The following is a 16,455-nucleotide window of genomic DNA, read 5'->3' on the forward strand; positions in this document are numbered from 1 at the left end:
CGGTCTCGGCATTCCTGCTGAACCGCTCTTCCGATCTGAGATCCTCGACCGTGTCGATGCCCTTCAGCCCCAGATGATCGGCGGTGACGTTGAGCACCGCGCCGACATCCGCTCCGTCGAAGCCGAATCCCTCGCGGAGGATGCCGCCGCGTGCCGTCTCCAGCACCGCCACGTCGACCGCCGGATTGCGCAGGACGGTGCGCGCGCTCTTTTGGGGCCGCTGGCATCGGCCTCGGTCATCAGATGGCCGTTGAAATAGATGCCGCTGGTCGTCGTCATCCCGACATTCTTGCCGGCCTGGCAGAGGATCCGGGACACCATCCGCGCCGTGGTCGACTTGCCGTTGGTGCCGGTGATCGCGAAGATCGGGATGCGGGCACGGCTGCCGCGCGGGTAGAGCATGTCGATCACCGGCGTGGCGACGTCGCGGGGCGTGCCGCTGGAGGGTTCCAGATGCATGCGGGAGCCCGGCGCGGCGTTCACCTCGACGATGCCGCCGCCGGTCTCGCGCACCGGGCGGCGAATGTCGGGCGAGAGCAAGTCGATCCCGCACACGTCCAGCCCGACCACCGCCGCCGCCTGCTCGGCGATGGCGCGATTGGCGGGGTGGATCGCATCGGTGCGATCGAACGCGGTGCCGCCGGTCGAGAGATTGGCGGTATCCCGCAGGACCACCCGTTCCTCGGCCATCGGGATGGTCGCGGGGGTGCGGCCGGACTTGTCCAGCAGCGCCAGCATCGCCGGGTCGATGACGATGCGGGTGAGGACATTCTCATGCCCGGTGCCGCGCCGGGGATCCTGGTTGAGGTCGTCGATCAGCTGGGCGATCGAGTGGAAGCCGTCGCCAATCACCTGGGCGGGCACCCGCTCGGCGACCGCGACGACCTTGCCGTTCACCACCAGGATGCGGTGGTCCTTGCCCGGCACCTGCTGCTCGACGATCACCCGGCGGCTGTGCTGCGCGGCGAGCGTAAAGGCGGTGTGCAGCGCTTCCGCGTCGGCGATGCCGGTGGTAACGCCGCGACCGTGATTGCCGTCGAGCGGCTTCACCACCAGCGGCCAGCGCAGGCGCTTGGCCTCGGTCAGCGCCTCCTCGACGCCGCGAACCACCACGCCGCGCGGCACCGCGGCCTCGACCAGCGCGCGGGTGGGGCGCAAAGTTCAGGCCTTGAGGATCAGCCCCTTGCGGTCCATCCACCAGCCCACCGCCCAGCACAGCATGGTGTAGGCGAAGGCGCAGAGCAGCGACCCCAGCGGTCCCGGCGCGATCGCCTGGAACACGTCGACACCCGCCGCCTCGTAGGTGCCGCTCTCGCCGCCCGCCGGGATCATGTTGAGCACGGTCACGAACAGCTCGGAGAACAGGTAGATCGCCAGCGGATTGTGGCCGAGGATGGTGAAGAAGCGGGTTCCGCGCTTGAAGCCGGCGATCTCGATCAGTCCGATCACGCCGGCCAGCAGCACCAGGTCGATCCCGACGGTGAGCAGCACATAGGAGCCGGTCCACAGCTTCTTGGCGATCGGGAACCAGGGCGACCAGGCAAGCCCGGCCAGCACCAGCGCCGCGCCGACCAGCGCCATCCGCCCCACCGTGCGGCGCAGGTCGCCGCCCTGCACGATGGCGAGGCCCGCCAGATAGCCGGCGATCACGTTGACGGTGGCGGGCAGGGTGCCGAGCAGCCCTTCGGGATCGAAGCCCGCATCCTTCTTGTAGAGATGGCCCGGCCCCAGCAGCCACAGGTCGATCTGGGTGCCGATATTGGCGTATTTGTCGAACGCCATGCCCGCCGGGCTGAAGACGAGGAGGATGGTCCAGTAGCCGAGCAGCATGGCGATGCCCGCGAGCAGCAGCTGGCGGGGCTTGAGCCAGCGGATCATCAGCCCGGCCAGTACGTAGCAGAGCGCCAGCCGCTGGAGCACGCCGGGCACGCGGGTGAGCGCGAAGGGCTTCAGCGCCCAGCCATCGGGTCCCTGCTCGACGAAGGGGAACCAGTACATCAGGTAGCCGAGCACGAAGATGATCGCGCCGCGCCGGAACAGTCGGGCGAGGAAGGGCCCGGTCGCCACCGGCTTGCGGAAGGCGAAGCTCATCGCATTGCCCATCGCGAACAGGAAGGTGGGGAACACCAGATCGGCAAGGGTGAAGCCGATCCATTTCGCATGCACCAGCTGCGGGTAGGGCTCGGCACCGGGGCCCGAGGTGTTGACCAGGATCATCAGGAAAATGGTGGCGCCGCGGAAGACGTCGAGCGCGAGGAAGCGCGGCTTGCCGGCGAGCGCGGCGACAGTGTTGGCCTGGGTCTCGGTCATCGGGCGTCGCTTTCGGCGAGAAGGGTGCGGGCCAGCGTTAGCGGTGCGGCGGGGCGCTGGCGAGGCCACATCCGGCCGTCCTTCAGCCAGGCGGCCTGCCAGGTGCGGATGGCGTCGCTCGTCGCCTTGGCGTCGAAGGGCGTGTGCGCGGCGGCGGCGGCACGTTGTGCCGCGAGGAAACGCTGCCAGCGCGGCCAGTAATAGCCGGCATAAAGGCCCTGCCAGGCGCGCGAGGCATAGTCGGAAAGGTGGCCGGTGCCGCCCCAGACGGTGACCACCGCCTTGGCCTGTTCGACGAACGCCGCCTTTTCGGCAGGCGTGTCGCCGTACGCGGCCGCGTCGGCGAGCCAGCTGCCCAGCGTTTCCTGCTGGTTGCCGGCGAGCGCGTCGATGTGCCGGGCGAGCCGTTCGGCGGCAGCGGTGGCGCGGTCGCCGGCGGCGAGGTCGCCCGCCTTGTAGGCGGCGACGGCCGTCTTCAGCCGGTCGTCCAGCTGCACGCTGGCATAATGGCGGACCAGATCGACCACGTCATAGGTGTAGAGCGGCTCGCCGCCATGCTGCGGCGCCTGGGCGAGCAGCGCCTCGATACCCGCCCGCAACGCGGCGGGATCGCCCGGCGCGGCGGGATAGTCTGCGCCGTCGAGGCTGGGGAACTTGAAGAATAGATAGCCACCGGCCTGTTCGTGCCACCAGCGCGGGGTCCAGTAGCGGGTGGTGTAGGCGCCGGCGATCGCCTTGTCCCAGGCGGCGACCAGCGCGGGCGAGGTCTTGCCGTAGCGCGCGCGGGTATAGTCGCCGATCCAGGCATCGAGCGGGCGGGCCTTGCCGGTCGCGTCGATCTCGCCCCAGGCGAGGTCGTACGCATAGGCATAGGCGATGCCGTTGCTGTGCAGCCCTTCCGGGAACAGCCCGAAGCCGCGCATCCGGCCATGCCCCGGGTTCGCCAGCGCGGCGGTGATGTCGCTGCGGTAGAAGGCAAGATCGCCATAGACCGGGTTGCTGCCGCCGTAATTGTGGACATAGCCATAGGCCCAGCCCTTGCCGTAAAAGGCCCTGGTCGCGTTCCAGATGCCGGGATAGCGGTCATTGCCGATATCAAGGATCAGCATGCGCTCGTCAGGCACCTTGGAGAGGAAGGCGGCGATCGCGTCGGGCGTCCAGAACGCCTTGTCGGCGCCGAACAGCCATCCCTGCATCACCCAGGTCGCGTTCGGCGCGGCGGCGGTGATCGAGCGATAGAGCCGCTCGCCATAGGCCGCGAGCCGGGCGTCGCGCACCTCCTTGGGCAGCGCGGCGGCGCGGGTGGCGGCGGTGTTGGCGATCGCGTCGCCGTACGTCGCGGCGCGGGCGTCGCTGCCGTCCTCGGCGATCGGCGGCACCATCTCGTTGAAGGCATCGGCGAGATAGTATTCGCCGGGGCCGTAGGTCGCGGTGTAGAGCTGGAGGAAGCGCGCGGCGAGCCTGGCGAACAGCGGGTCGGACGGGTCGAGCCAATAGGTCCCGGGGAAGCCCTCCCACTGGCGCATCTGGTAGATCTTCGCTTCCGGATGCGCCTTGGCGAACGCCTCGGGCACATAGCCGGAGAAGGCGGGCAGGATCGGCTTCATGCCGAGCGAGCGCATCCGCGCCAGGATCTGGCGTTGCAGGACGCGCTTCTTCTCGATCCAGTTGGCCGAGAGCGGCGCGCGGTATCCCGCGATGTTGCCCATGCGCTGCCAGGGCAGGAAGGGCGCGGCGGAGAGGCTGGCGGCGATCTGGGTGTCGGTCATGCCCTGCTCGCGCCACAGCGCGCGCCAGACATGTTCCTGCCCCTCCATCGCCAGCGGCGTATCGACGCCGTGCGCGGCCATCCAGTCGATCTCGCGCTCCCAGCGGCTCCAGGTCCACCAGGGGGTGGTGTAGCCATAGGTGCAGGTGTTGAGATAGGTGCGCAGCGAGAAGGGCGAGGCGACGGTGCCGCTGTCATAGCCGTCGCGGAGCGCCAGCGGGCGGCTGCGTACGCCTTCCCAGGAAACGAACAGGCTGCCCTGCCGGCCCAGCGTGCGCGCGGCGCCGCGGACCAGCGCGACCGGCGAGGTGCCTTCGATGCGCAGCCGGCCGGCGGCGGTGCGGGCGCGGAATTGCGGGGTGGCGGCAGGGATAAGGCGGAAGTCGATCCGGCGTGTGTCGACGCCGAGGCGCGTCAGCACCGCGCGGGCGGCGGCGGTCTCCGCGGACGCGTGGACGGCGGGTGCTGCCGGGCGGGCCGGATTCGCCGCGACGGGCGCGGCCAGGACAAGGCCGGCAGCGACCGGGCCGAGGAAACGGAGACGGCGGGCGGCGGTGTCGGCCACGTCTGAAATACTCCACTCAACAAGGAAGCGGGGTGGGTGCGCCGTTGCGTCCCCACCCCGTGAAAGATTCGGTCAAGCGTGTCGGGGAGATCCCGGCGCACCAACCCCGTCCGTCATTCCGGCGAAAGCCGGAATCCATTGGCACGTCCGCTGCCATTCATGCCGCTGCCGAGCGGCGAATGGATCCCGGCTTTCGCCGGGATGACGGTGTAAGGGGAGAACGGAGTTCCTCGACATGGTCGGTCTTACATCTTCAGCGTTGCCGACAGATAGAAGCTGCGGCCGTAGAAGCTGCTTTCCTGCCAGACGGCGGGATCGCGGAAATAGGCCTGTTCGCGGCTGTTGTTGAGGTTGATCACCCCGGCCGCGAAGCTGAGCCAGCTGTTCGGCGAATAGCCGCCGCTCAGATCGAACTGGGTGCGACCGCGCACGGTGTGGCCTTCCCGCGCGAAGAAGCTGTCCGCGGCGTTCTGCTCATAGCTGCTGCGATGGTTCACCGACAGGCGGATGTTGAAATGGTCGTTCTCCCAATAGGGCGAGACGTTCCACGTCACCTTCGACAGGTTGCGGATCGTGAAGCCGGTGCCGATCGCCACCTTCTGCGGATAGACCCGCGTCAGGTTGGCGAGGATGCCGAAGCCGTCCACCGGCAGCAGATCGTCGAACGACTGGTTCCAGCTCACCTCGAAGCCCTTCACCTTGATGGTGCTGGGATCGTTGCGGGTCTGGGTGATGTCGTAGCTGTTGCCGCTGGCGTCGACGCAGTCATTGGCCGTGGCGGTGAGCGCGGTGCCGTTGAACGAGGACGGGCAGATCAGCGACGAGAAGGTGCCGTTCTTGATCCACTTGTAGAAGCCGTTGATCGCGATCGCGCTGGAGCGGGTGAAGTACCATTCCACGCCCAGGTCGAGCTGGTTCGCGGTCAGCGGCTTCAGCGACGCCTGGCCGAGATCAACCGTGATCGTGCTGGTGCCCGGCGGCGAGGTGTTGGGCGAGCTGCTGGTGGTCTGCGCCATCGACGTGCCCGAATCCATGATCGGGCGCACCAGCACCTTCGCGGCGGCGAAGCGGACCTGCACGGTACGCGTCGGCTCCAGCACCAGGTTCAGGCTGGGCAGGACATTGTCGTAGCTCTGCTCGATCGCATAGTCGCCGATCTTGCGCTGCACTTCGGTATAGCCGTCGGTGCGCGGCGCGGTGACGTTGCCGCGAACCTTCTGCTTGGTATGCTCGTAGCGCACGCCGAGATTGCCGCGCAGCGTCATGTCGCCGAGCCGGGTGTCGATGTCGGCCATGACATAGGCCGCCGGCATGAAGCGATCGACCTTGTAGCTGCCCTCGGGTGCGGGGATGTCCGGCACCACGATGCCGGCGGCCGCGAGCGCCTTGTCATAGGCCTGGAGATCGGGACCGACCCAGGCGCCCGGAATGCCCGAATCGCCGTTGAGGAAGCCGCTGACCGGATAGTTGGTCGTCGCCATCGCCGGGAAGATCGGGCTGGACGGCGCTGGCTGCCTGGAAAGCAGCGCGATCATGTCGTGGCGGCTGACGTCGCGGTCGAAGGTTTCGTGGCGGTACTTGGCGCCGACGTTCAGCTTGGTGATCGGGCCGAGCGCCACTTCCTTGTACAGATCCGCCTGGCCGGAGGTTTCCGTCGACGCCATCTTGCGGGTCGCGCCGTTCGGATACTCGTTCCGGCTCAGCGCCGTGGGGGCGTACAGCGCGGTGTTGGTCAGGCTGGTGCCGACGCTGTACTTGACCGACTTCCAGTCGGTGAAGTCGATCGTCGCGGTCGGGATGGTGACGCCAAGGATCGCCGCGGCCTCGTTCTGGTAGGTGCTGCCCTTGGTATAGTTGAACACCGAGCGCGCCGACCAGCCATTGTCGCCGGTCCACTTGCCCGACAGGGTGTAGCCCTGGCTGACGAGGTCGCGGTCCTCGTGCTGGCGGTTGTTCTCCATGGTGAAGTTGGTGGCGGTTGCCTTGGTGGCGACGCCGCCCACCACGTTGCTCGCCGCGATGCGCGACGTGTTGAACAGAAAGACCTGCTGGTTCACGTCATAATCGGTGATGTCCTTGGCGTAGATCGCGCTGGCATCGATCTCGATCCGGTCGCTGGGGCGCCACTGGACGCCGCCGCTGCCCATCAGCCGCTCGGTATCGCGGTCGATGCGGCGGTAGCGCGGGCGGCGGGGCACGAAGGCCGAGGCGCCGTTGATCGTCTGGGTCGCCCAGCGGTCCATCCAGAAATAGTCGGCGCGGTCCTTCAGCTTCTGGTAGCCGAGGTTGACGTAAACGCCCAGCGTGCCGTCGGCGAACTGGTCGACATAGCTGCCGCTGATCTTCGGCGTGATCTTGCCGCCGGCATATTCGGAGTTCTGGCCCTTGACCGAGAGGACCAGCTGGCGCTCCTTATAGTCGAGCGGCTTGGTGGTCTGGATGTTGACCGTGCCCGACAGGCCGCCGGCATCCATGTCCGCGGTGGGCGACTTGATCACCTGGATCGCGTTGGCCAGTTCGGTCTGGATGATGTCGTAGCGGAAGCCGTCGGTGAAGTCGGCGCTCTTGAAGGTCTGGCCGTTGACCGTGGTCATCGCATATTGCGGGCCCAGGCCACGGATGCTGATCGTGGCACCACGCCCGTTGATGTTCGACATCTGCACGCCCGAGATGCGCTGGATCGCCTCGGTGATGTTCTCGCTGGGGAACTTGCCCAGGTCCTCGGCGGAGATGCCGTCGGTGACGCGCGTGTCCTTGCGCTTGGCGTCGATCGCGTTGTCGATGGCGGCGCGGATGCCGGTGACGACGATCTCGCCGCCGTCCTGGCCTGCCGCGGCGCTGTCGGTCGTCTGTGCCTGTGCGGCGGTTGCCGCGCCCAGCGCTGCCACGCAGCCGGACGCGAGCCAAATGCTCTTGGTGAGCGCACGAGCCTGTGCGCCGATCTTCCCGGTCTTCATTTTATACCCCCGTAGCTGTCGTCGGACCCTCGGTGTCGCGGCGCCCCCGTTCCTCCCGTTGCATCTTATCGGGCCGCTGCAATGCCATATTGGTTGCTATCGGTCTTATGTTGTCAAGGCCAGTTCAATACAAAAACAAGTGTTGGTATTACCTCTTTGTAAGACCGAACCGACTTGGAAAGAGAGGTGTCGGGGGTAAGTCACTGATCTAACAGGGGCAGCGAAAGGGTGTCGCCGAATGGTCACACTCGGCGTGAATTGGACTTGCAGAGGTATTGTGGTGTCTAACCGGTCAACCGGTCAGACGCGGTGCCAGGATCCGCATCAGCGCCTCGCACCCTGCCGCGTCGCCGGCATCGAAGCGGGCCGGCAAGGGGCTGTCGAGGTCGAGCACGCCGAGCAGCGCGCCCTGGTGAACGATCGGCACCACCAGCTCCGATCGGCTGGCGGCGTCGCAGGCGATGTGGCCGGGAAAGGCGTGGACGTCCTCGACCAACTGCGTCTCACGAGTCGCGGCGGCGGCGCCGCACACGCCCTTGCCGAACGGGATGCGGATGCAGGCAGCCTTGCCCTGGAAGGGGCCCAGCACCAGCTCGTCGGCGACGTTGCGGTAGAAGCCGGCCCAGTTGAGATCGGGCAGATACTGGCCGATCAGCGCGGAGACGTTCGCCATGTTGGCGATCGGATCGGGCTCGTTCGCGGTCAGCGAATCGAGGGCGGCGGCGAGATCGCGGTAGAGCTCGGCCTTGGTGCCGGCGGTGATGTCGAAGCTGTACATGGGCGCGATGTAGGGGATCGCGGGGCGGGGTGCGAGGGGGCAGGGCGCTACCCCGGGATGACGGCACGCGCTTGCTGCAATTCTCAGTCGAAACTGACCTTGCCCCGTCCCGCCTTTACCGCCGATCGCCCCTTCTTCGCATCCACGCGGCGGGCCTTGGCGGCCTTGCTCGGCTTGGTCTTGATGCGCTTGGCCTGTCGTTCATGGGCCTTGTCGATCAGGTCGGACAGGCGCTGGCGGGCGTCGGTGCGGTTGGCGTCCTGGGTGCGATATTGCCGGGCGGTGATCAGCAATTCGCCGGCCGAGGTCATTCGCGTGCCGGCGAGTTCCTTGAGCCGCGCATAGGCATAGGGCGACAGGCCGAGCCGGAACACGTCCACCCGCAGCTGCACTGCCGTCGCCACCTTGTTGACGTTCTGGCCGCCGGGCCCCGTCGCGGCGAGAAACTTCTCCTCGATAATCGCCGCGTCGGGGATTTCAGCCATGGGTCGGACGGCCGAAGCCGATATGGTGGAATCGCGCGGGCAGGGGGGCGTCGCCGTGCACGTCGGGCTTGCCGGGGCGGGGCAGGGTGATGGACTGGGCGTGGAGCATCATCGCCGGGCCGCCGCGGCCATAGACCGGATCGCCGACGATCGGAATGCCGATGCCTTCCAGCGCATGGACGCGGATCTGGTGGGTGCGGCCGGTTTCGGGATAGAAGGCGACCAGCGCGCGGCCGTCCTGCACCTCCATCCGCTTCCAGCGGGTGCGCGCAGACTTGCCCTTGGGGTCGTGCGTCATCCGCCAGCCTTCCTCGATTGTCGAGACCTTGCCGAGCGGCAGGTCGATCTCGCCGCTCTCCTGCTCGGGCACGCCGTCGAGGATCGCGACATAGCGCTTGGTGACCTGGCCCGCTTCGAATGCCTGGCCGAAGCGCTTCATCGCCTTGGGATTGCGCGCGAGCAGCAGGCAGCCGCTGGTATCGCGGTCGAGCCGGTGGACGGGGACGGGCAGGCGCTCGAAACCGAAGGTCAGCTGGTCGAGCAGATCCTCCAGGCTCTCGCTGCGATCGCGCGGGCGATCGACGGGGAGGCCCGCCGGCTTGTCGATGATCAGCGCTTCGCCGTCGATGAAGAGTACCCGGTCCTTGAACATGCGCGGGATATAGCGATCCGCGTCCAATTCGCGAGCCCCGAAACGAAAACGGCCGGAGCAGGGGGAGCTCCGGCCGTCGTTGTGCGCGGCGCGATACGCTACGGGCGCGCGCTTCGGGGGTTACGCCTTCAGCTTGGTGGCGGTGGTCGCGACGCGGGCGCCGAGATAGCGGGCACCGTCGAGCTCGACCGCGCTCGGCTGGCGGCTGCCGTCGCCATCGGCGATCGTGGTCGCACCATAGGGCGCGCCGCCCTTCACCTCGTCAACGCCGCCCTGACCCTGGAAGCCATAGTCGAGGCCGACGATCGTCATGCCGAAGTGGAGCAGGTTGGTGAGGATCGAGAACAGGGTGGTTTCCTGGCCGCCATGCTGCGACGCGGTGGAGGTGAAGGCCGCGCCGACCTTGCCGTTCAGCTGCCCCTGGAACCACACGCCGCCGGCCTTGTCCCAGAACGCCGCCATCTGGCTGGCCATGCGGCCGAAGCGGGTGGGGCTGCCCACGATGATGCCGTCATACTGGGCAAGCTGGTTCACGTCGTCCAGCACCGGGTGGCTCTCGTCGACGCGGAAGCCGGCGGCCTTCGCCACTTCGAACGGCGCGGTCTCGGCGACGCGGCGGACGTCGACGGTGGCGCCGGCGCTGCGGGCACCCTCGGCGACGGCATCGGCCATCGTCGCGAGATGGCCGTAGGAGGAGTAATACAGAACGAGGATCTTGGTCATGGTTGCGGTCCTTTCGGCAGGAAGGAAAAGGGGCGGGCGGGCCGCCCCCGGGAAAGCTCACTCGGTGTCGACGAGGACGATCTCGGCGTCTTCGAGCGCGGTGATCGTCACGGTCTGGCCACCGCTGAGCGCTGCACCATCGCGGGCGTCGATGCGATCATCCGCAAGGCTGATCGACCCCACCGCCGGTACAAGATAGGCGTGCCGACCCTCACCCACGGTATAGGGGACGCTCTCGCCCGCCTTCAGCGTGGCGCCCAGCACGCGGGCATTGGCACGGATCGGCAGCGCGTCCTTGTCGTCGGCAAAGCCCGAGGCCAGCGTGACGAAGCGGCCAGTGCGATCGCCCTTTGGGAAGGGCTTGGCGCCCCAGCTCGGCTGGCCGCCGGCCTCGCGCGGGAGGATCCAGATCTGGAAGATCCGGGTGGTCTCCGGCTCCAGGTTGTACTCCGCGTGGCGCACGCCGCTGCCGGCGCTCATCACCTGCACGTCGCCCGCCTCGGTGCGGCCCTTGTTGCCCATCGAGTCCTGGTGGGTGATCGCACCCGAGCGGACATAGGTGATGATTTCCATGTTCTGGTGGGCATGCGGCGGGAAGCCCGAATTGGGGGCGATCTCGTCGTCATTCCACACCCGCAGCGCGCCCCAGCCCATCCGGGACGGCTCGTAATAGTCGGCGAAGCTGAAGTGGTGTCTGGCCTTGAGCCAGCCGTGATCGGCGCCGCCCAGGCTTTCGAAACTGCGTTTGTCGATCATCGCTGATCTCCCATGTGTCGCCGCCAAGATAGGCAGCCCGATCGGCGCGTAAACGGAAACGTTGGAAACTGATCGTTTCGTGATATGGCTTCCGATGCAGCAGGAGGTGCGGGATGAAGCTACCGGATTTCGAGGCCTGGGCGGTGTTCGCCAGCGTAGTGGAGCACCGTTCGTTCAGCGGCGCGGCACTGGCGCTGGGGGTCTCCAAGGCGACAGTTTCGAAGGCGATCACCCGGCTGGAAGAGCGGCTCGGCACCGCCTTGTTCCACCGCACCTCGCGGCGGCTGACGCTGACCGACAGTGGCCAGCAGCTCGCCGAACATGCCCAGCGTATCCTGGAAGACGGTCAGTCGGCGGAGGAGGCGGCGTTCGAAAGCGCCAGCGCGCCCTCCGGCGTGGTGCGGCTGGCGGCGCCGCTCACCTTCGGCGCGCGGCACCTGTCGGGCCTGATTGCCGAGTTCATGGCGCTGCACCCGCAGATCAAGGTGGAACTGACGCTCTCCGATGCGTTCATCGACATCGTCGGCGAGGGGATAGACGTGGCGCTGCGCATCGCCGAGCTGCCCGACAGCTCGCTGCGCGCGCGGCGGCTGGGGCCCGTGACCATCCATGTCGTGGCAGCGCCGGGCTATTTCGAGCGCGAGGGGCGGCCGCAGCATCCCGCCGATCTCGCCCGCCATGCCTGCTTCGTCTATACCAACACCGCGACGCCGGGCGTGTGGCGCTTCAAGAAGGCGGGCGGCGAGGAAGCGGCGGTGCGGGTGGACGGGCCGCTGCGCACCGATAATGGCGAGGCGATGCTGCCGGCGCTGCGCGCCGGGCTGGGCATCGCCCGGCTGCCGGGCTTCCTCGTCGATGCCGAGCTTGCCGCCGGGCGGCTGGAAGCGGTGCTGGCCGACTGGGTGGCCGGATCGGTGGGGCTGCACCTCGTCACGCCCCCCGGATCGCGCCGGCCGGTGCGGGTCGAGGCATTGATCGACTTCCTGACGGAGCGGTTGCGCACGCTCTGCGTTCGAGCGGCGTGAAGCGCCTCGTCCCCGATGAAGCCGATGCGCGGTTCGTCCGCCGCGTCCTGATCCTCCTCACCGTCGGTGGGGTGGTGGTGGCGCTGGTGCGCGCCGCCGACCTGCTGATCCTGACCTTCGGCGCGGTGCTCGGCGCGGTGGTGATCCGCGCGATCGCCGATCGCTATGCGCAGCTGGGCGTGCCCCGGCGCTGGTCGGTGGTGGCGGCGATGGCGAGCGTGGTGGCGGCGATCGCCTTCCTCGTCTGGCTGTTCGCGGTGCAGTTCGGGCCGCAGGTGGAAGCGCTGGTGCGTTCGATCCCGCAGCTGATCGCGCGGCTGGAGCAATGGGCGCAGGGCAGCCCGGTGGCCGCCAAGCTGTACGACGCGGCCGAGGCGGCGTTCGCCGGATCGCGCGTGGCGCGCGACGCCAGCGGCTTCGCCCTGGGTTCGTTCGAGCTGTTCCTGAATTCGCTGCTGCTGCTGGTCGGCGCGCTGTTCATCGCCGCCGATCCGGGGGTGTATCTGCGCGGCGTGCTGCTGCTGGTGCCGAAGGGCAATCAGCGCGACGCGGTTGCGGACGCGCTCGCCGATGTGGGGACCACGCTGCGGCTGTGGCTGCGCAGCCAGCTGATCCTGATGACCAGCATGGGCCTGCTGGTGGGCGTGGGGCTGTGGATCGCAGGCGTGCCGTCGCCCGCCGCGCTGGGGCTGCTGGCCGGGCTCAGCGAATTCATCCCCTATGTGGGGCCCACCGCGGCGATGCTGCCCGCGCTGGGGCTGGCCGCGACCGGCGGGCCGGGCTCGCTGATCGGGTGCCTGCTCGTCTTCGCCGGCGTGCGAATCGTGCAGACCAATTTCCTCACGCCCTTCGTGCAGAGCCGGGTGATCGCCATCCCGCCCGCCGTCACGCTGTTCGCGATCATCGGCATCGGCTTCGTCTTCGGATTGTTCGGCCTGTTCTTCTCCGCCGCGCTGCTCGTGGTTATATTCACTTTGGTGCGAAGCCTGTATCTTCGCGAGGTTCTGGGCGAGAATATCGAGGTCCGCCCGCACGATAGGGAACCTCCGTTTCGGCCCGATGCGTAGATTCCACGGGGCTTGCGGAACCCGCCGGCTTACGAGAAATTAACCTTTCGGCTTCATTGACGCTTAGGTTAATGAACGTCCAAGCGCGTCGGGCATCGGGGCTACGGCGGGTGGTGTGGACAGGGGAACCGGCAATGCGCGTGCTGCTGATCGAAGACGAGCCTAGCACAGCCAAGGCGATCGAACTGATCCTTTCGGGCGAAGGGTTCAATGTCTACACGACCGACCTGGGCGAAGAAGGCCTGGACCTCGCCAAGCTGTATGATTACGACATCATCCTGCTCGATCTGAACCTGCCGGACATGCACGGCTATGACGTGCTGAAGAAGGTGCGCACCGCGCGGGTGCAGACCCCGGTGCTGATCCTCTCCGGCATCAACGAAATGGATTCGAAGGTGCGCTCGTTCGGCTTCGGCGCCGACGACTATGTCACCAAGCCGTTCCACCGCGAGGAGCTGGTCGCCCGCATCCACGCCGTGGTGCGCCGCTCCAAGGGCCATTCGCAGTCGGTGATCCGCACCGGCAAGCTGGCGGTGAACCTGGACGCCAAGACCGTCGAGGTCGACGGCGCCCGCGTCCACCTGACCGGCAAGGAATATGCGATGCTGGAGCTGCTCTCGCTCCGCAAGGGCACCACGCTGACCAAGGAGATGTTCCTCAACCATCTCTATGGCGGGATGGACGAGCCCGAACTCAAGATCATCGACGTGTTCATCTGCAAGCTGCGCAAGAAGCTGAGCATGGCCTGCGAAGGTGACAATTACATCGAGACCGTCTGGGGCCGCGGCTATGTGCTGCGCGAGCCGGACGAAGCGATCCAGGCGGATACCCAGGTCGCCTGATTACCCGATTTCCCGCAGGGGCAAGAGCCGCCGTCACCCCGATGACGGCGGCTTTTTTGTGCCTACAGCCCCTCCCCTTCAGGGGAGGGGTGGGGGATGACCGATCGGCAAGCGACGCACTTCTTGGCGGCAAACCCGTTCATGCGGGCTGATGGTAATCTGCTTAGATGTCCGGGAGTGGTGGGAAGCGGACGAATACTACCAATCGTCTCGTCTCTGCTCTGGTCTATGTCGTCGCACTTTTCGCGCGGCCGAGTGCCACAAGCGCGTCTCGAAGTATTTTAGCTCTCTGCCCGACATCTCATCGCCAGCCTTCGCTGCACGCCTGAGCCAAGTGCGGTATCCACCCAGATCATTCCGGTTGAAACTGGAGATTGCAGCGTTTCTTGCCGCACGTGCATCACCGTGACGGTATGCTCGAAGATAAAGTCCGGCGGCGCTGAACCGGTCCTGCGGAGAGCCGAAAGCCTGCAGGCTATCTCCTTCTGATAACCAGTCTGCCAGATCAATCATAGCATCTGTGTGTCCTCGCAAAGCCAGATGCCACATCACCGGCACCCACAATCCGGACGATTGACGGTGCTTGATGCGCAATGCCTTGAGATATTGCCGTCCCGTCGGCGTGCCATCGTTAAGGTGACTCATCCACCAAACATTGCACGGCATTGCCATGGCAGCAAATGGGGCGGTTCCGGTCAAAACGATGCCCCTGCACAGGCCTAACCCCAATCCCTCCCCTGAAGAGGAGGGCGTTTTAAGGTCGCTTCGCCTGCGCCGCGCCGCCGATCCGCCCGCGCCACCGCGCGGCGGCCATCGCCAGCCGGACCATGCGCGGCTTACTTCTTCGCCACCCAGGCGCGCTGGCCGGCTACCCAGGTCTCCACCACCTTCACCCCCCTCAGTTCCGCCGGCGACACGGCCAGCGGATCGCGGTCGAGGATCAGGAAATCGGCCCAGAGGCCGGGGGCAAGCCGCCCGAACTTGTCCTCGGCGAACCCGGCATAGGCGCCGCCGATGGTGAAGCCGGCCCAACCCTGCTCGCGGCTGAGCTTCTCCTCCGGCCGCCAGCCGCCCGGCGGCATGCCCTGCGCATCCTGGCGGGTGACGCTCGCCGCCCAGCCGGCCCAGGGATCGGGGCTCTCGACCGGATAGTCGGAGCCGAAGGCCAGCCGTGATCCATCGCGCAGCATCGTCTGCCAGGCATAGGCGCCGGCCAGCCGGTCCGGCCCCAGCCGCGCCTCCGCCATCGTCCGGTCGCTGGTCTGGTGGACCGGCTGCATCGACGCGATCGTGCCGAACCTGGCGAAGCGCGGCAGGTCCTTGGGATCGATGATCTGGGCGTGCTCGATCCGCCAGCGCCGATCGCCCTTGTAGGTTTCCGACAGCGTCTCGATCGCGTCGAGGACCTGGGCATTGGCGCGATCGCCGATCGCGTGGACGGCGAGCTGGAAATTGTCCATCGCGCCGCGCGCCATCAGGTTGAGCAGCTGGTCGTCGCTGAGGAAGCCCAGCCCCTTGTTGCCGGGCGCATCGGCATAGTCGGCCTTGAGCCACGCGCCGCGCGACCCCAGCGCGCCATCGGCGTAGAGCTTGATGCCGCCCATCCGCAGCCGATCATTGTAGAGCCACGGCGTGGGGCCGGCACCTGCGACGCGCAGCGCGGTATCGACGCCGTGGGCGTAGCTCATGATCCGCACGCGGAGCTGGCCGATATCGGCCATGCCGCGCATCGTTTCCCAGTCGTCGACCGTGGTGCCCATGTCGGCGGTGGCGGTGATGCCGAGCGAGAGCAGCTTTTCCTGCGCCGCCAGAAAGGCCGCGTTGCGCTCGCGCGGGGTCGGCTGGGGCACGACCTTGGCGACCAGCTCGGTCGCGGCATCGACCAGCACGCCGGTGGGGCGGCCTTGCGCATCGCGCTCGATCCGGCCGCCGGCGGGATCCCTGGTGGCGGCGGTGATGCCGGCGAGTTCGAGCGCGCGGCTGTTCGCCCAGCCGGCATGGCCGTCGACGCGCTCCAGCCAGGCGGGGCGGTCGTTTACGGCGCGATCGAGATCGGCGGCGGTGGGGAAGCGGCCGAGCTTCCAGCTTTCCTGGTTCCAGCCGCGGCCGAGGATCCATTTGGCCGGGCTCTTGCCGGCATGGTCGCGGATGCGGGCGAGAGCGTCGTCGAGGCTGGACGTCGCGGTCAAGTCGAGCTGGAGCTGCTGGAAGCCGAGGCCCATGAAATGGCCGTGCGCGTCGACCATGCCGGGCACCAGCGTGGCGCCCTTCAGGTCGATCCGCCAGACCGGCTTCTTCGGGCGCTTCTGCCCCTTGGCGATCAGCGCCACGACCTTGCCCCAGGGATCGATCTGCAGTGCCTCGAACCGCACGACCGCGCCTTGGGCGTCGAGCGTGATGCCGTTGACATTGTCAATGATTCCATCGGCCTGCGCAGCGGGCGCGAGCAGCAGGGCAGTGGCGGCGGCAAGCCGCTTGAGGCGCGTGAACATGGGCGCAAGGCATAGGGCCTGTTCCCCTGCCGCGC

At 67.5% G+C, this 16,455-nt stretch carries 13 protein-coding genes; 3 read left to right on the forward strand and 10 right to left on the reverse strand.

Annotated elements, in window-relative coordinates; translation table 11 throughout:
• Positions 1 to 63 precede the first annotated feature (63 nt).
• The 9 genes from KK7_RS0110575 to KK7_RS0110615 form a co-directional block, all read right to left on the reverse strand.
• The gene (locus KK7_RS0110575; RefSeq protein WP_010544621.1) at positions 64 to 1,158 is read right to left on the reverse strand and encodes an ATP-grasp domain-containing protein; all 1,095 of its coding nucleotides are present in this window, start codon (positions 1,156 to 1,158) and stop codon (positions 64 to 66) included.
• 3 nt (positions 1,159 to 1,161) lie between these two features.
• On the reverse strand, positions 1,162 to 2,310 hold the full coding sequence (locus tag KK7_RS0110580; RefSeq protein ID WP_010544622.1) for an acyltransferase family protein: 1,149 nt from the start codon (positions 2,308 to 2,310) through the stop codon (positions 1,162 to 1,164).
• Complete coding sequence (locus tag KK7_RS0110585; protein ID WP_010544623.1) at positions 2,307 to 4,643, reverse strand: alpha-N-acetylglucosaminidase; 2,337 nt, start codon at positions 4,641 to 4,643, stop codon at positions 2,307 to 2,309. Before KK7_RS0110585 ends, KK7_RS0110580 begins: the two co-directional genes overlap by 4 nt.
• Positions 4,644 to 4,888: 245 nt before the next feature.
• Positions 4,889 to 7,600 (reverse strand): TonB-dependent receptor, encoded by a 2,712-nt coding sequence (locus tag KK7_RS0110590; RefSeq protein WP_010544624.1) that lies wholly within the window; start codon positions 7,598 to 7,600, stop codon positions 4,889 to 4,891.
• A gap of 292 nt (positions 7,601 to 7,892) precedes the next feature.
• Positions 7,893 to 8,378, reverse strand: coding sequence for a GAF domain-containing protein (locus KK7_RS0110595; protein ID WP_010544625.1), 486 nt, complete (start codon positions 8,376 to 8,378; stop codon positions 7,893 to 7,895).
• An 83-nt stretch (positions 8,379 to 8,461) separates the two neighbouring features.
• On the reverse strand, positions 8,462 to 8,863 hold the full coding sequence (gene arfB / locus KK7_RS0110600) for an alternative ribosome rescue aminoacyl-tRNA hydrolase ArfB (RefSeq protein WP_010544626.1): 402 nt from the start codon (positions 8,861 to 8,863) through the stop codon (positions 8,462 to 8,464).
• Positions 8,856 to 9,515, reverse strand: a complete 660-nt coding sequence (locus tag KK7_RS0110605) for an RluA family pseudouridine synthase (RefSeq protein WP_029623173.1) — start codon at positions 9,513 to 9,515, stop codon at positions 8,856 to 8,858. Before KK7_RS0110605 ends, arfB begins: the two co-directional genes overlap by 8 nt.
• A 120-nt stretch (positions 9,516 to 9,635) precedes the next feature.
• Complete coding sequence (wrbA, locus tag KK7_RS0110610; protein ID WP_010544628.1) at positions 9,636 to 10,238, reverse strand: NAD(P)H:quinone oxidoreductase; 603 nt, start codon at positions 10,236 to 10,238, stop codon at positions 9,636 to 9,638.
• A gap of 57 nt (positions 10,239 to 10,295) precedes the next feature.
• A complete protein-coding gene (locus KK7_RS0110615; protein ID WP_010544629.1) occupies positions 10,296 to 10,994 on the reverse strand; it encodes a pirin family protein in 699 nt (232 codons plus the stop codon).
• 113 nt (positions 10,995 to 11,107) lie between these two features.
• Here KK7_RS0110615 and KK7_RS0110620 point away from each other — a divergent pair, with 113 nt between their 5' ends.
• From KK7_RS0110620 to ctrA, 3 genes are all read left to right on the forward strand, one after another.
• Complete coding sequence (locus KK7_RS0110620; protein ID WP_010544630.1) at positions 11,108 to 12,019, forward strand: LysR family transcriptional regulator; 912 nt, start codon at positions 11,108 to 11,110, stop codon at positions 12,017 to 12,019.
• Positions 12,016 to 13,086 (forward strand): AI-2E family transporter, encoded by a 1,071-nt coding sequence (locus KK7_RS0110625; RefSeq protein ID WP_010544631.1) that lies wholly within the window; start codon positions 12,016 to 12,018, stop codon positions 13,084 to 13,086. Before KK7_RS0110620 ends, KK7_RS0110625 begins: the two co-directional genes overlap by 4 nt.
• Positions 13,087 to 13,220: 134 nt before the next feature.
• A complete protein-coding gene (gene ctrA, locus KK7_RS0110630; RefSeq protein WP_010544632.1) occupies positions 13,221 to 13,928 on the forward strand; it encodes a response regulator transcription factor CtrA in 708 nt (235 codons plus the stop codon).
• An 836-nt stretch (positions 13,929 to 14,764) separates the two neighbouring features.
• Here ctrA and KK7_RS0110635 read toward each other — a convergent pair.
• Positions 14,765 to 16,420 carry an amidohydrolase gene (locus tag KK7_RS0110635; RefSeq protein ID WP_010544633.1) on the reverse strand — a complete coding sequence of 552 codons (1,656 nt, stop codon included), beginning with the start codon at positions 16,418 to 16,420 and terminating at the stop codon, positions 14,765 to 14,767.
• Positions 16,421 to 16,455 lie beyond the last annotated feature (35 nt).

Origin of the sequence: Sphingomonas elodea ATCC 31461 (assembly GCF_000226955.1) — a bacterium.
GTDB classification, from domain to species: Bacteria; Pseudomonadota; Alphaproteobacteria; order Sphingomonadales; family Sphingomonadaceae; genus Sphingomonas; species Sphingomonas elodea.